The organism is Cellvibrio sp. ARAG 10.3 (assembly GCF_051846955.1).
In the GTDB taxonomy this organism is placed as follows: Bacteria; Pseudomonadota; Gammaproteobacteria; order Pseudomonadales; family Cellvibrionaceae; genus Cellvibrio.
In genome coordinates, this window is record NZ_JBPYCU010000001.1 from 500892 (window position 1) to 513805 (window position 12914).

Annotated in this window: 18 protein-coding genes; 4 read left to right on the plus strand and 14 right to left on the minus strand. The window is 56.2% G+C overall.

The window, feature by feature from the left end:
- Window positions 1-12: 12 nt before the first annotated feature.
- The 4 genes from ACSV5M_RS02085 to ACSV5M_RS02100 all read right to left on the minus strand — a co-directional run bounded on the left by ACSV5M_RS02085 (window position 13) and on the right by ACSV5M_RS02100 (window position 2254).
- Window positions 13-156, minus strand: coding sequence for a hypothetical protein (locus ACSV5M_RS02085; RefSeq protein WP_439173825.1), 144 nt, complete (start codon window positions 154-156; stop codon window positions 13-15).
- Complete coding sequence (locus tag ACSV5M_RS02090) at window positions 146-364, minus strand: hypothetical protein (protein WP_439173826.1); 219 nt, start codon at window positions 362-364, stop codon at window positions 146-148. Before ACSV5M_RS02090 ends, ACSV5M_RS02085 begins: the two co-directional genes overlap by 11 nt.
- Window positions 364-882, minus strand: coding sequence for a hypothetical protein (locus ACSV5M_RS02095; RefSeq protein WP_439173827.1), 519 nt, complete (start codon window positions 880-882; stop codon window positions 364-366). The genes ACSV5M_RS02090 and ACSV5M_RS02095 overlap by 1 nt, the downstream gene beginning before the upstream one ends.
- A gap of 94 nt (window positions 883-976) precedes the next feature.
- A complete protein-coding gene (locus tag ACSV5M_RS02100; protein WP_439173828.1) occupies window positions 977-2254 on the minus strand; it encodes a M48 family metalloprotease in 1278 nt (425 codons plus the stop codon).
- 271 nt (window positions 2255-2525) lie between these two features.
- On the opposite strand from ACSV5M_RS02100, the gene ACSV5M_RS02105 reads away from it, so the two are divergent.
- The 4 genes from ACSV5M_RS02105 (at window position 2526) to ACSV5M_RS02120 (ending at window position 5393) form a co-directional block, all read left to right on the plus strand.
- Entirely contained in the window at window positions 2526-3002 is a 477-nt protein-coding gene (locus tag ACSV5M_RS02105) for a DUF4265 domain-containing protein (RefSeq protein WP_439173829.1), read from the plus strand.
- A gap of 37 nt (window positions 3003-3039) precedes the next feature.
- The gene (gene yaaA / locus ACSV5M_RS02110) at window positions 3040-3816 is read left to right on the plus strand and encodes a peroxide stress protein YaaA (RefSeq protein ID WP_439173830.1); all 777 of its coding nucleotides are present in this window, start codon (window positions 3040-3042) and stop codon (window positions 3814-3816) included.
- 231 nt (window positions 3817-4047) lie between these two features.
- Window positions 4048-4431, plus strand: coding sequence for a TfoX/Sxy family protein (locus ACSV5M_RS02115; RefSeq protein WP_439173831.1), 384 nt, complete (start codon window positions 4048-4050; stop codon window positions 4429-4431).
- Window positions 4432-4520: 89 nt separating this feature from the next.
- A complete protein-coding gene (locus tag ACSV5M_RS02120; RefSeq protein ID WP_439173832.1) occupies window positions 4521-5393 on the plus strand; it encodes a response regulator in 873 nt (290 codons plus the stop codon).
- A gap of 199 nt (window positions 5394-5592) precedes the next feature.
- On the opposite strand, the gene ACSV5M_RS02125 is transcribed toward ACSV5M_RS02120, so the two are convergent.
- From ACSV5M_RS02125 to ACSV5M_RS02170, 10 genes are all read right to left on the minus strand, one after another.
- Entirely contained in the window at window positions 5593-6366 is a 774-nt protein-coding gene (locus ACSV5M_RS02125) for a hypothetical protein (RefSeq protein ID WP_439173833.1), read from the minus strand.
- 82 nt (window positions 6367-6448) lie between these two features.
- The gene (locus ACSV5M_RS02130; protein WP_439173834.1) at window positions 6449-6889 is read right to left on the minus strand and encodes an excinuclease ABC subunit A; all 441 of its coding nucleotides are present in this window, start codon (window positions 6887-6889) and stop codon (window positions 6449-6451) included.
- Between the two features lie 171 nt (window positions 6890-7060).
- Entirely contained in the window at window positions 7061-7489 is a 429-nt protein-coding gene (locus ACSV5M_RS02135; RefSeq protein WP_439173836.1) for a hypothetical protein, read from the minus strand.
- On the minus strand, window positions 7480-8274 hold the full coding sequence (locus ACSV5M_RS02140; RefSeq protein ID WP_439173838.1) for a beta-ketoacyl synthase chain length factor: 795 nt from the start codon (window positions 8272-8274) through the stop codon (window positions 7480-7482). The genes ACSV5M_RS02135 and ACSV5M_RS02140 overlap by 10 nt, the downstream gene beginning before the upstream one ends.
- Entirely contained in the window at window positions 8271-9461 is a 1191-nt protein-coding gene (locus ACSV5M_RS02145; RefSeq protein WP_439173840.1) for a beta-ketoacyl-[acyl-carrier-protein] synthase family protein, read from the minus strand. The genes ACSV5M_RS02140 and ACSV5M_RS02145 overlap by 4 nt, the downstream gene beginning before the upstream one ends.
- Window positions 9424-10332, minus strand: a complete 909-nt coding sequence (locus tag ACSV5M_RS02150; RefSeq protein WP_439173842.1) for an LpxL/LpxP family acyltransferase — start codon at window positions 10330-10332, stop codon at window positions 9424-9426. Before ACSV5M_RS02150 ends, ACSV5M_RS02145 begins: the two co-directional genes overlap by 38 nt.
- A complete protein-coding gene (locus ACSV5M_RS02155; protein ID WP_439173843.1) occupies window positions 10325-10645 on the minus strand; it encodes a hypothetical protein in 321 nt (106 codons plus the stop codon). The genes ACSV5M_RS02150 and ACSV5M_RS02155 overlap by 8 nt, the downstream gene beginning before the upstream one ends.
- Window positions 10638-12008, minus strand: coding sequence for an AMP-binding protein (locus ACSV5M_RS02160; protein WP_439173844.1), 1371 nt, complete (start codon window positions 12006-12008; stop codon window positions 10638-10640). The genes ACSV5M_RS02155 and ACSV5M_RS02160 overlap by 8 nt, the downstream gene beginning before the upstream one ends.
- 8 nt (window positions 12009-12016) lie before the next feature.
- Window positions 12017-12610 (minus strand): hypothetical protein, encoded by a 594-nt coding sequence (locus tag ACSV5M_RS02165; protein ID WP_439173845.1) that lies wholly within the window; start codon window positions 12608-12610, stop codon window positions 12017-12019.
- A gap of 16 nt (window positions 12611-12626) precedes the next feature.
- A complete protein-coding gene (locus ACSV5M_RS02170; protein ID WP_439173846.1) occupies window positions 12627-12902 on the minus strand; it encodes a phosphopantetheine-binding protein in 276 nt (91 codons plus the stop codon).
- Between the last annotated feature and the right edge of the window lie 12 nt (window positions 12903-12914).

Below are 12914 nucleotides of genomic sequence, written 5' to 3' on the forward strand. Positions count from 1 at the left end.
CCATATTGATGTCTACTTAGGGCGTTTGTGTTTATTGATTTCTGCAAGGGCCTTAACCACAGCATTATTCGCCTTGACTAAAGCATTTCCAGGGTCAGTTTCATTAGGCAGGACGGCAAATTGCTTTTCTTTGTTAGTTAAAGGCTTATCGGTCATCGTCATAATCCTCTTCCAAATCAATAATCATTTTTCCTTTTTTATCGGTCGCACCGGATGCAAGCCCTTCAGGCTCTTTTATTTTGTCTTTATTGGCTTCAAGTTCCTGAGCCAGTTTTTTTAAACCGGCTTTGACTCGCTCCTCTCTCGATAACCGCTTGAGTTTTTCCGCGTGTGCAGTATCAAAGTGTTTAATATTATCGCTCATTACACAATTTTCCGAATGCAGCTGTTGCTTCTGAGATCATATTTGAAGCCTTTTTGTTCATAGTAATCCCTGACGTTCTTGTTGATCGGATTCATTATTTTGACGTGCGTTGCTCCAAGTAAAGTTGCGTAGGCGTAAAGTGCGAGATAGGTCAAGTCCAAATGAGGCTCGCTGGCCTCTGGAGATTTTTCAATATAATCCAACCTGAGCCCAGTGGCATGATATGTCGGTCTTCCCATAGCAAAGCCGATCAACCTTTCGCCCTTCCAAGTCGCGCATTCAAAGCGTTTAGGGTAATTCGTCTTCCAACTGTGCCATGAGGTTGGCCAATCCCAATCGACCAATCTGGCGGGATGGCTTTGCCAACGTGCAAAAGCCGCATAAGAGGTATTATCCACAAGCGTGAGCTTAGTATCAGGTATTCTCAGCGCCTGATTTGCCATTTTTAGGGATTGTTTTCGCAACTCACCGTATCTGTGCTCCAATTCATCACGCATCCTCAATTTATAACCAACCATCCAAAATCTCCTTTATGTGACAATTCGGGTTCATTTTCAAAATGAACCCGAATCATTTCTCTGTCGTAGTTATCAAAAGGAGTAATTGGTCGACCTACGGCGCCTGAAGCTTGGCCAGTTGTGCCTTGGCTGCTTCGCCGATTTCACCGCCGCCCTGAGCGGCTTGTTGAAAGTAGGTTGCTGCAGCGGAGCGTTGGCCTTTACCTAGGGCGATTTCGCCCAAATAGTACGCGGCCAACTGGGTTGGCAGGAGTTGCTGGCTGGCGACCAGGTCTTTTTCAGCTTGGGCAGTATTGCCTAATTGCTTATGAGCCACACCGCGATAGACATAAGGGCGGAAAAATTCCGGGTTAGCCTGGATCGCCCGGTCCAGTGCGGTTACCGCCTCTTTCTCTTTCTTTTGTTGCAACAGCAACTGACCTTTTAATTCCCAGAACAAATTCTCCTTCGGCTGCTGCTTGATAGAGTTTTCCACCAGGCTCAGGGCATTGGTGTAGTTTTTCTCGCTGGCGGTTTTCATGGCCTTTTGATAGTTGGCATAAGCAGTCTGGTCCTTGCGTACCTGGGCCATGGCCTTGTCGAAAGCGGCTTTGTTGCGCACACCGCCGGGATTGGCCTGGGCCATGGCCCGGTTGGCTGCAACCCGCTCTTGTGACGGTGGATGGCTGGCGAACAGACCTTCCAGCCAATTGGTCTGCCGACCCTCGGATAACTTCACGAAAGTTTCCTGCAATTCCACCGCGCCCATGGGATCGTAACCGGCCTTGATCATGTATGCGATACCGTACTCATCTGCCTCCAGTTCGTGGCTGCGGCTGTATTTGGACATCCAGGCATTGGCGCCCACACCCAGCGCACCGACCGCCAGACCGGCATACTCGGAATCCTGGGTAGAGGCGGCGACACCGGCAGCCAACAGGCCGGTACTAATCAAGATATTCTGGGTTTGCTGGGAGGCGCCGTGCCGGGCAGCCGCGTGGACAATTTCATGGCCTAACACAGCGGCCAGTTGCGCCTCGTCTTTCAGTTCCACCAGCAGGCCGCGGTTGATGGCCATCTTGCCACCGGGCAAAGCCCAGGCATTGGGCACATCGTTGTTGAGTACCACAAATTCATAGGGTAATTGCGGGCGATCACTGACGGCGGCGAGCTTTTGGCCAACCTTGTTGACGTATACCGTCAGCTCGGGATCGACAACATAGCGACCGCCCTGGGATTGCTGGCTAGGCTCGTAGTTCTTGGCACCGATGGCCACTTCCTGTTCGGGCGATACAAAAGACAACTGGTTTTTGCCGGTAACAGGATTTACCGCACAGCCGATCAAACCGCTGGCGAGGATATAGCAACCCAACAGGGTAAATAGTCGTTTCATGATTGTCCTCCTTAAGACCAAGGCCACTATGATGCCACACAAATTATCGGAACAAAGTGACGTTTATTCCGCACGCGTCGGTTTACAGACCTTGTAAAAGCCGCAAATACTGCACGGGAAAAAGCGGCTGTACTTGACCGCACCAAACGCCAATCGGCTTCCTCCGGTCAATATTGAGCGAGGCTACAGAACCCATAAGGGATATCCCTGTGACCCGGCGAGCTGGCGCCGCTATAATGCCCGCCCACTGAACAAGCGACGAGACGATGTGATGAAAGCCCTACAGATGGTGGAGATGTTTGCCGGGGTTGATCCCCAGGGCAAACCGATAGCAGAAAAGATTCCGGTGCGTGAACTGGAGAATGGCGACTTGCAACTGGTGCAATCGCCCGCCTTTGTGAAAGGCCTGGCCAGTGGCGACCTGATCCGGTTTTCGCCCCGCTCGCGGGAATTTGAGATCGCCCAGCGCAGCGGCAATTTGAGTGTGCGCGTATTTGCCCGCAGCAACATCGAAGAACTGGCGGATCGTTTGACGGCGCAGCTGGAAAAGCTCGGCGGTGAACTGGACCTGCAAACCCCGCGTATGCTGGTGTACTCCATCCACGTCAGTTGTGGTTTCACCGCTATCGAAGCCATCCTTAACCGCGAAGTGGTCGGTGAATGCGGGTGGATGTATGGCAATGTCTACGATCCTGCCGATGGCGTTACGCCGCTGAACTGGTGGCAGGAATTGTTAAAGCCTGAGTAATCCAACCTTACATGCTTATGCAGGAATACCGCGCGTTATGCTGTTATTGATCTCCCCCGCCAAGACTCTGGATTTCGACACACCGCCCCGGACCAGCGTGGCCACCCAACCGGATTTTCTCGATCACTCCCAGGCCCTGATCGATGAGCTGCGCCATTTGTCACCGCCCCAGATTTCGGAATTGATGGGCATTAGCGACAAATTGGGCGACCTGAATTTTGGCCGCTTCCTCAATTGGCAGACACCCTTTACGCCAGCTAACGCCAAGCAAGCGGTGCTGGCGTTCAAGGGGGACGTCTACACCGGTATGCAGGCCGACACCTTTGCGAAAGGGGATTTCACCTTTGCCCAGAAACACCTGCGCATCCTGTCCGGCCTCTACGGCTTGTTGCGACCCCTCGACCTGATCCAGCCTTACCGCCTGGAGATGGGTACGGCTTTCGCCAACGCGCGCGGCAAGAACCTGTACCAGTTCTGGGGTGACATCATCACCGACCGGATCAATGAAGAACTGGCGGCCTTGAAGAGCAAGGTGGTGGTCAACCTCGCGTCCAACGAGTATTACCAGGCCGTCAACGGGCGCCACCTGGATGCCGAGGTGATCACGCCGGTGTTCAAGGATCGCAAGAACGGCCAATACAAGATCATCAGCTTCTTCGCGAAAAAAGCGCGCGGAATGATGAGCGCCTACATCATCCGCGAACGACTCAAAAAACCCGATGCCATCAAAGGTTTCAACACCGCCGGTTACGTCTACAACGAAGCCATGTCGAACCCGAAAGAATGGGTATTTACCCGCGACGCTGAGGCATGATTGAGGTGGTGTTGAGCTATAAGGCGCGGCGAATCAAGCATATTCGGCAAATCACAATCTTTCGCATTTGAACTAGCGAAACATTCTTAGAATCCTGTTGCGTTCGCCCGTGTTCCTCATTAGAGTTTTTGCCAGTTTTGGTGCGCCAAAACCAACCGGGACAAGGAGTGGTCGATGTGTTGTAACGACCCTGTCTCACCCCCCAAACCTCCCCATAAGAAAGGCGTCGATATGGCAGTCAGCACTCACTATGTAGCTCGCGCAGTGGAATGCATGGCTCGTGTTGCACCTGTCTCTTACCGTCGGATTTTTCACGGCGTGGGCATTTATCATCAGGGTGTCCAGTTCGCCATCATCGTCAATGATCATCTGTATTTTCGCGCAGACGAATACTCCCGCTCGCTCTATGAGCAACGCGGCATGGCACCCTTTCGGCCAGCGGCGGCCGATATGGTGGAGTCAGCGTTTTACCAAGTGCCGGAAGCCGTCCTCGAACGGCCAGCCGAGTTGATCTACTGGATGCGCACCGCCGTAGAAGCGGCGCAAAACGGTTACTCGCTGGAACAGGACGAGCCCTATATCGACGCCCCGGTGCGTCATCTGCACGCGCGCTGATTTGTCGCATTCTGTTGTAAATCGTCTAGGCTAATAAAACCCCGACCCATTCCGGCGGGGCTTATTGTTTTTCTGCAAGGAATTAGCCTATGGCTATCCGAATCCTCGTCGTTGACGACGCGACTTTTATCCGTGACATGGTCAAGAAACACCTGCGGGAGAAAATTCCCGGTGTCGAGGTGTACGAGGCCGTAGATGGCAGCCGCGCCCTGGCGGCCATCAAAAGCCAGACCATGGACCTGATCCTCTCGGATTGGGAAATGCCCAATATGAGCGGCGAAGAACTCCTGCGCGCCGTGCGCAGCAGCGACCAGGGCGCGGCCACACCCTTCGTGATGATCTCCAGCCGCGGTGACCGCAACCACGTCATCAAAGCGGTCGAGTCCGGCGTATCCGACTACCTCACCAAACCCTTTACGCCCGAAGAACTACTGCGCAAAGTCTTCAAACAACTCAAAGCCGTCGGCAAGGCACCCACCCACGCCAGAGGCCAAGCCAGCACCCAAGGCATTGCCTTCGCCTCAGTAGACGTACTCACCGGCACACGAGCATCCCAACCCGCAGCCAACCCCCTCACCAACCCGGCCAGCAGCGCCAGCCTCCTGACCGGCGGCGCGGCCAAACCCAAACCTGCCGCCAGGGCAGCGAATATCAAAGGCAAAGCCCAGCTGCGCTTCTCCAACAATGCCAAACCCTGCGCCTGCGTCATCCGCGAACTCTCCCTGCAATCCCTCGGCGGCCTCATGCAACGCAGCGACAACCTGCCCACCGTCTTCGACCAAGCCGTCGTCGACATCGAAATGGGCGACGGCGGTGACCTCGCCCGCGTCAACGGCTACGTCCACAGCATCCAGGCCGGCGAAAACCGCGCGGAAACCAACGTGGTAAAAATTGTGATTCGCTTTGTGGATAACGACGCGGAAAAATTTGAAGTGCTGTCGCAGTATATTGCGCAGATGTGAAATCAGAGACGGTTGTTAAACGATTAAATTCTACGATGCTTTTTGCAGCCTGCACCAAGTGAGTTTGGCGTTGGGATAGTGGTTCCGAAACCCTCAAGTCATGGATGACTTGAGGGAGCTACAGGGATGTATTTATGCGTTTTCGGAACCACTATCCCAATGACAAACGGGCTACGAAGTTTTGTAGCTTAGTTTGGCATCACAAATAATCCGCATATTTCTCCGCATACTTCCTCACCTTTTTATGCGCCGCATTGTCCTTGGCAATCTGTTCCAGCGTCCCCCTGTACTTACCATTCCCCGACTCACCCAAGGTACGACACATCCACGCCATCGCATCCAGATGCTCCGGACTCGTACTGCTCTTATACTGCGCAGCCAAAATGCCATGCACCTCATCCATCAACTCAACATCCGTTTTATGATGGTTATAAACCAGGCGAGTACCCGCACTGACCAAATCCGGTAGATTCGCATGCAACATATTCCTGATTCGCAGCTTATCCAGCTCTGCCTGGGACTGCGCAAGATGATTATCTTTTGTAATAACCGGATTCCAGATCTGGTTAACAGCCAGGCGTTGGGATGCAATCTCTACGTGCCCGCGCAGTTTTCTCTTGCGCGTCTTCATCGCCAGGACCTTGTCAAACAACGGCTGGTATTTTGGATTGCCGGACAAGGCAAGACCCTTGGCCAGCCAGGAATTCAGTTCAATCGCAGCGGACGATTGCGCCGTGTAGTTTGCCTCCAGACGCTCCGCGGCAACATCAAAGATTTCCGGATCGGAAATACCAGTCCATTCCAATTTACTGATCGCCGCCCGAACCTGGGCAATATCGCCGGCAAAGGCATTTTTCAGTGGTTGCAACTCGGCCTCCAGCACGGGGCTGGATTCAGCGTGCAGTGCCTGGGTGTAACCAAATATAAGTAACAGGGAAAACGCGCAAAGACGCGCGCGATGTAAAGTGTTCATCCTTTCCTCCAGGGGAATTGATTATTGGGGTAACCGATGGACCATGTGCAACGAGGGGCAGTGGAAACTGCCCCCAGTCTATTTATTTAAGCTCAACCACATCACCCAGCAAAGCCACGCCGGACATCAGCGCGCCGGAACCGCACTTAAAGGTGTCGGTGCTGGTGGTCATGCTGCCGCGATAGTTGGAACGGATATTCACCACCGCATTGCCGCCTTCTTTTTCCGCGCGGTCGCGCAGGGATTTCAGGGCAGACAAAAACACCCACTCACAGGCCTGGCGATCAGATTTACCCACGCCATTGGTTTTTTTATTGGAGCCGAATTCACCAAAACGCTTGTTGACCGGGCCATGTTTTTGCGCTCCGAAATAGAATTTGATGTTATCGCCGAGAATATTTTTGGCGTTTTCCGTGGCCAGGGCTTCAGCGATGGAATAGTCCTGAATGTCATCGCGCGCCTGGGCGGAGATGGCACAACACATCAGCGCAGCAGCGGCGCAGGCAAGGGAGATAGCTTTCATAGAATGTCCTTAAAGCAACAAAAACGTGTGAAAGGGAAACGTTGGCTCAAGCCCTGATGTGGGGATCAGTGGCTCGATGGGAGGGAATAGTAGAGAAATTTTGATGACAGCAGAATCTTTTTTATGCCAAGGGCGGATTCATTGCTTTATACCAGCGGTGGGTTCAGAGCCTTAAACCTGAGGCTGGTTCAACACCAGGCGCCCGCGCATCACCGGTTGCTGGCCCTGTTGCGCCAGCACCTCATAGATGGCACCGCTGCTGCTGTTCAGCAGACATTGGGCATCAATATCGATGGGGGTGTTGTTGTCCACGGCGCTTTCCAGCAATTCAACAGATTTTACCGCGCCGAGGTAGGCGGGCCGGCTCTCACCCAGTTTGCTGTGCAACAGGGCGGCGTGGACAGCGGCGGCCTGGGCCGCGTATTCAATCAACATCACGCTGTGCAGCTGATCCTTCTCGAACAAGGGATTTGAGGCGCGCGCAAAGTCGGTACTGCGGCAATGGATGCGTTCGCTATCCCAACTGACGACCTCGTCGAGCATACACATGCTTTCGCCGTGGGGGATAAGGTCGACAATTTCGCGGCGGGTTAAAGGCACGGCTTTACCTCAATGATCAGGGCGGGATTATTGTTAGCCGTCAACAGCATACGGCCTGTTTGTTGCCGCGCAATGAACTCCAGCAACGGCAGGCTGCGCGCCGCGGGATTACTCAGGCGCATGGCCTCCAGGGCAGCCACCTGCGCTGGCGTGGGCTCGGCTTGCCCGGTCACGGTCAGGGTCAACTGCGCCAGACTGCGGCTGCTGGAAACCGGGGACAGCAACAAAGCCACACCAAAATCCTGGCTGATCGGGCGTTTACTCTGCAGCGGCTCAGGCGGTTCGATATCGTAGACGGCCAGCAGGGTGGGTAGCTGTTCGATAACACACAGATTCGCCGCCTCCAGCAAACCGGCGCAGAAACTGTCGTCAAAGGCCGAGATGCTGGTGGAGGGCGCGCGGCTGCCGGTGGCGATGCTCCAGTAACCGGCGGCGGAGTTGTGGACCGAGTTGTGGAACTGGGTGGGCGATACCAGGCGTTCTGGCTCGCACAGGGCCTTGCAGATCTGGTCGATGATCGGGTAGTCGCCACCGGAGGAGGCAAACACGGCGGCGCACTGGCGAACATCCGCAGGGGTATCCCGAAGTAAGTCCTCGCACACACGGAACGCCATGCGCACCAGGTCAGTGGCGCGCCGCCGTTCGTTGGCCGGCAGTTGTTCCGGCTTGTAACGCTCCAGCGCAAACGCCTGGTAGGCCTGCTCGCCGCGCAAGATGGGCAAGCTTTCTTGCCAGCCATTCAAACCCGGCGCTGCCAATCCGACAGCCTCGATATAGACGTTCATCCGCGTTCCCCCACCACCAGGCTGCAATTGCTGCCACCGAAACCGAAGGAATTGGTCAGGACGCGCCGTACCGGCTGCTGCACGGCCGTGCGCGGCAAGGCGATATGCATGTCAGTGTCCGGTTGTTGCAAATGCAGATTGGCCGGGATGCGGTTGTGGGTGATGCTCAGCAGGGAAAAACCGGCTTCCACGATCCCGGCGGCGCCCAGGGTATGGCCGGTCCAGCCTTTGGTGGAGCTGGCCCAGGTGCGCTCGCCAAAGGCTTGCGCGACGGCTTTGGATTCGGCGGCATCGTTGGCCTGGGTGCCGGTGCCGTGGAGGTTAATGTAATCAATATCCCTGCTGGCGAGTCCTGCTTTGTTCAAGGCCATCTGCATGGCCAGCAAGGCACCCTCGCCGTCCGGATGGGGCGAGGACATATGGTAAGCATCGCCACTTTCGCCGTAGCCCAATAATGCCACCTGGCTATCCTCATTCTTCTCTAACAGGGCAAATCCGCCCGCTTCCCCGATAGAGATACCGCTACGGTCTTTATCGAACGGTTTGCATTTATCCGGCGAGACCAGTTGCAGCGAGTGAAAACCGTAAAGCGTCGTCAGGCACAGGGAGTCCACGCCGCCCACGATGGCCGCATCGCATTGGCCGGTGGCTATGGCGCGGTAAGCGGACGCAAAGACCTTGGCACTGGAGGAGCAGGCGGTAGAGATAGCGATACAGATACCGCGCGCGCCCAAGGCCTGCTGCACAAAGTCCGCCACGGAAAATACATTATGGGTAGAGCGGTAGTGATACCAGTCGGGCAAATGGTCGCGGGATTCAAAATACGCCAGTTCAGTCTGGTGGATGCCCGAGGTGCTGGTCCCGATAAATACCCCGACCCGTTCAGCGCCGTAGGTGTTGATGGCGCGGGCCGCTGCGGCGAGGAAGTCGTCCTGCTGCAAGGCAAGCCAGGCGAGCCGGTTATTGCGGCAATCATAAGAGGACAAGTGAGACGGTAATGACTGGTGGTCCACGCCGTCCACTTCGCCGATCCAGGTGGTCAGGTCGGCGATGTCAAAAAAGTCACAGGGTTTGAGCCCGCTCTCAGCGCGTTCGATCTTGTTCCAGTTGGCGGCGCGTCCGGCACCCAGGCAGGTGGTCAGGGTGTAATCAGTGATGGCCAGTGGAGTCATGCTGCCAGAAATCATAAAAATTAAACCAGTTCATCGGGTATTGCCGCGCGTGATATTCCAGGCGTTGGCAGTAAGTGTCCATGCCTTGTGCGATGGCCTCGGCACGATCCCGGCGGCCTGTGCCCAGGCGTTCGGTGATCAGCTCGAAATGCAGGGCGTAACGATTGCCGCCGTGATACACCCCGAAGCAGGCAATCACCGGCGCTTGTAACACGCTCGCCAGTTGCCAGCAGCCTACCGGAAACGGTGCGGGCTCGCCGAAGAAATTCTGCAGCACGGTGCGCTCGCCACTGCCTCCGCGATCCGCCATGATGCCCACCAGTTCGCCCTTGGCGATGCACTCACTCAGCAACAGCGCGAGGGCCGGGCCGGGTGTGCGGGCATCAATCACGCCGCGCGCCAGTGCCGGGTCAAGCCGTTGGATCAGGTTGAGCGCGTTGGGGTTGTGTTGGATATCCAACAGAATGCGGACCGGTAACGCCTGTTCGCGCACCCCCATCACGCGCATCGCATCAAAGCTGCCGAAGTGTGCGGCGAGCAGTACGCAGCCCCGGTCCCGGTAATACGTAAATAATTCGCCGCCGTGTATCTCCAACTGGAATTTTTTTTCGCGCCCGGCCAGGAACAGGATGCGATCCATGGAGACCACAGCGAAGGTCAGCAGGTGGCGATAGATTTCCCACCAGCGGGGTGTGCGTTGCAGCGCGCGCGTCAGGAACTGGCGCGAGGCGCGGCGCGCCCGACCGACAAATAAAAAATAATAAAACACGATGGGGCACAGCATGACGAAGATCGCCCCGCGCCCCAGGTTGAGCGCCACCCAGGTCAGTAATCCCAGCAGAAACGGATTGCCTTTTTCTCTCTGTTGCCGCCAGTCATCACGCATGGTTCGCGTCCGTCCGGTGATACAGGCATTGGGCTTTGGCTACCGGTTTGTCTGCGCAGAAGATCTCCACCGCGAGGCTGCCGTTGTTGGTTGTGACCTGCAGTTGCAGAGTGTCGCCGGGTTTGACGATATTCAGGAACTTGCACTGCTTGATCAGGTAAACCGCCAGGTTTTCCTGCTGCAAGCGTTCGATCATCCAACGCAATAAGAGCGCGCCGGGCACCAGCGGGTTACCGGGAAAATGGCCGGCAAATGACGGATGATCCCAAGGCACTGAAACGTCCAGGGTAAATTGGGCGGCAGCCTCAGTCATGGGTCTGGCTCCATAAGGTGTGCAAGGCAGCGCGGGTTAATTTACCCGTGTCGTTGCGCGGCAATCGGTCGACCTTGCGCAGCGGGCGCGGTAAAAACGCCGCATCCATCTGTAACGCCAGCTGTTGCAGGATCTGTTTTACCGGCAAGTCGCTGACCACCAGGGCCACGGGACGTTGGTTGGCGGTCTCCTGCTCGGGCAGGAAAAAGACGCCGTCGTGCACACCCTCAATGGCCAGTAATTTCAAACTCAAGTCTGCCAGGGACGCACGTTTGCCGGCCACATTGATCATGTCAGCGTTGCGCCCCAGCAGTAAAAAATGATCATCGTCCTGCAGCGCCAGTTGATCCTGCAGCACCGCCTCTTCCGCCAGGTGCGGCGCGCGCGCCACCACACCGCTATCGGTAGCTGTGAGTGAAAAACCGTCCAGCAACTGCCAGTGCCGGGTGTGCGTGGACGCGCGCGTCGCCATGCTGCCGGCTTCGGTGCAGCCGTAGATTTCGCGCAGTTGCGTGTGGAAACACTGCTCCGTGGCGGCAGCGAGCTCGGCGTCCAGCGGCGCGGTGGCGGAGACCACCCCGGCAATGCCGGGCATAGGTAATTCCGCATTCACCAGGGCGCGCAGATGTACCGGCGTACTGACCAGCATTACCGGCGCCGCCGCTGCGGAGAGCAACACCCGCTGAATATCGGCCGGATAAAAGGGCTTGTCGCGGTGGAGGCGGCATTGGCCCTGTAGCGCCATCATCACCGTCATCTCCAGGCCGTACATGTGCTGTGAGGGAACCGTGGCGACGACGGTGGGATCGGTCAGTTGTCCAGTGAAACGCGCGGCGAGCAGGCGTGCGGTGCCCGCCAGCGTGCCCCAGGTTTTTTTGTTGGCCGAAGGCGTTCCGGTACTGCCGGAAGTAAAGGCAATCGCGGCCAGTTGTTGCGCAGGAATCAGCGGCACTGGCAGCGCTTCTGTAGTGGTATTGCTTTGTGAAGATTCAAGCAGGGTGCGGAGATTGATGCAGGGAATATCCCTGTCAATGTCGCTGTCACTCAGGCAGTAGCAGCCGGGGTAATCCCGCGCAATCTGCGCCAGGGTGGCCCGTTGTCGGCCGGGCGGCAACAGGTTCACGCTGTTGTTTAACAAGGCCGCACAGAAGGCGAGCAAAAAGTAATAGCGGTCTTCACACACATTAAAGACGAACGCGGCGCTGGGTAAACCGGCGCGCACCATCGCCAGGTCACGCAGGAAATCCGCCTGGGTCAACACCGATTGATCACTCACTAAAAATGCCGCATGCGCGCGGTACGGATGCAGCAGCGGCAGCAGCGCGTTATCGGATAGTGAAATCAATTCAGTGGGCAAGGGCATGATGGAGATCAATGGCGAATATTGGCTTGCACGACAATCCGCAGGTATTCAACAAACCCCGGGTGGTTGTGCTCGGGAAACAGATACTTGCGCAGGATAAATTCGCCCACAAACAGCACACCCACCAAGCCGTAATTGATGATGTTGGTAAACCAGGACCAGATCTCCGGTTGTTCAAGCCAGGGCAGGATCATCGACCAGAGCATCATCACCAGGAACACCCCGCACCAGAACTGCGTTATACGCCGAGTGTACTGGCGCATGGCCGGTGACAGCGGGCCGCGCGAGGCTTCGCCGATGGCGGTGACCAGAGGTTCCTGGCCCGGCAACAAGGTGCGACCAAAGACAAACAGCAATAGCAAAGGCAAGAGAATCGGCGGCAGGTAGAGCACGTAGAGGGTGATATCCAACAACCCGAAACCCAGGGCGACCAGGCTGATAACACCCAGCACCCCCCAGGCGATTTTATTGCCGCGCTGCAAACCCTTGAACAACAAACCGCAGGCAAAACAGATAATCGCGGCCACTTGCAGTTGCGGTACATCTGTCACCACGGAGAGGTGTACCAGCAGGGGGTAGAGGATGATCAGCGCGATTGGCATGGCCCGGTAGAAAGGATCAGCGCTGGCTGTTGATGTAAGCGCACAGCGAGCGCAGGCTGAAAAAGATCGCCTTGTTGTTTTCGTCGTCGGCTTTTAATTGCACCTTGTAATGTTTGGCCACCGCGAGGGAAATCTCCAGTGCGTCGATGGAGTCCAGCCCCAGGCTGTCGGGCTTGCTCGGGTCAAACAAGGGAGCTTCCGGGTTGATCTCTTCTGCGCTGATGTCTTCCAGGTCCAGCGCGTTCACCAGCACCTTGGCCAGCTCATATTCCTGTTCGGTTTGCGTACTCATTTACTCGTCCTG

Coding starts and splice junctions, on each gene's coding strand:
- yaaA (WP_439173830.1), top strand. CDS start 3,040: ATGCTGTTATTGATCTCCCCCGCCAAGACTCTGGATTTCGACACACCG.
- ACSV5M_RS02095 (WP_439173827.1), bottom strand. CDS start 882: ATGGTTGGTTATAAATTGAGGATGCGTGATGAATTGGAGCACAGATAC.
- ACSV5M_RS02150 (WP_439173842.1), bottom strand. CDS start 10,332: ATGCGTGATGACTGGCGGCAACAGAGAGAAAAAGGCAATCCGTTTCTG.
- ACSV5M_RS02165 (WP_439173845.1), bottom strand. CDS start 12,610: ATGCCAATCGCGCTGATCATCCTCTACCCCCTGCTGGTACACCTCTCC.
- ACSV5M_RS02085 (WP_439173825.1), bottom strand. CDS start 156: ATGACCGATAAGCCTTTAACTAACAAAGAAAAGCAATTTGCCGTCCTG.
- ACSV5M_RS02130 (WP_439173834.1), bottom strand. CDS start 6,889: ATGAAAGCTATCTCCCTTGCCTGCGCCGCTGCTGCGCTGATGTGTTGT.
- ACSV5M_RS02105 (WP_439173829.1), top strand. CDS start 2,526: ATGAAAGCCCTACAGATGGTGGAGATGTTTGCCGGGGTTGATCCCCAG.
- ACSV5M_RS02160 (WP_439173844.1), bottom strand. CDS start 12,008: ATGCCCTTGCCCACTGAATTGATTTCACTATCCGATAACGCGCTGCTG.
- ACSV5M_RS02090 (WP_439173826.1), bottom strand. CDS start 364: ATGAGCGATAATATTAAACACTTTGATACTGCACACGCGGAAAAACTC.
- ACSV5M_RS02115 (WP_439173831.1), top strand. CDS start 4,048: ATGGCAGTCAGCACTCACTATGTAGCTCGCGCAGTGGAATGCATGGCT.
- ACSV5M_RS02125 (WP_439173833.1), bottom strand. CDS start 6,366: ATGAACACTTTACATCGCGCGCGTCTTTGCGCGTTTTCCCTGTTACTT.
- ACSV5M_RS02120 (WP_439173832.1), top strand. CDS start 4,521: ATGGCTATCCGAATCCTCGTCGTTGACGACGCGACTTTTATCCGTGAC.
- ACSV5M_RS02155 (WP_439173843.1), bottom strand. CDS start 10,645: ATGACTGAGGCTGCCGCCCAATTTACCCTGGACGTTTCAGTGCCTTGG.
- ACSV5M_RS02170 (WP_439173846.1), bottom strand. CDS start 12,902: ATGAGTACGCAAACCGAACAGGAATATGAGCTGGCCAAGGTGCTGGTG.
- ACSV5M_RS02140 (WP_439173838.1), bottom strand. CDS start 8,274: ATGAACGTCTATATCGAGGCTGTCGGATTGGCAGCGCCGGGTTTGAAT.
- ACSV5M_RS02100 (WP_439173828.1), bottom strand. CDS start 2,254: ATGAAACGACTATTTACCCTGTTGGGTTGCTATATCCTCGCCAGCGGT.
- ACSV5M_RS02145 (WP_439173840.1), bottom strand. CDS start 9,461: ATGATTTCTGGCAGCATGACTCCACTGGCCATCACTGATTACACCCTG.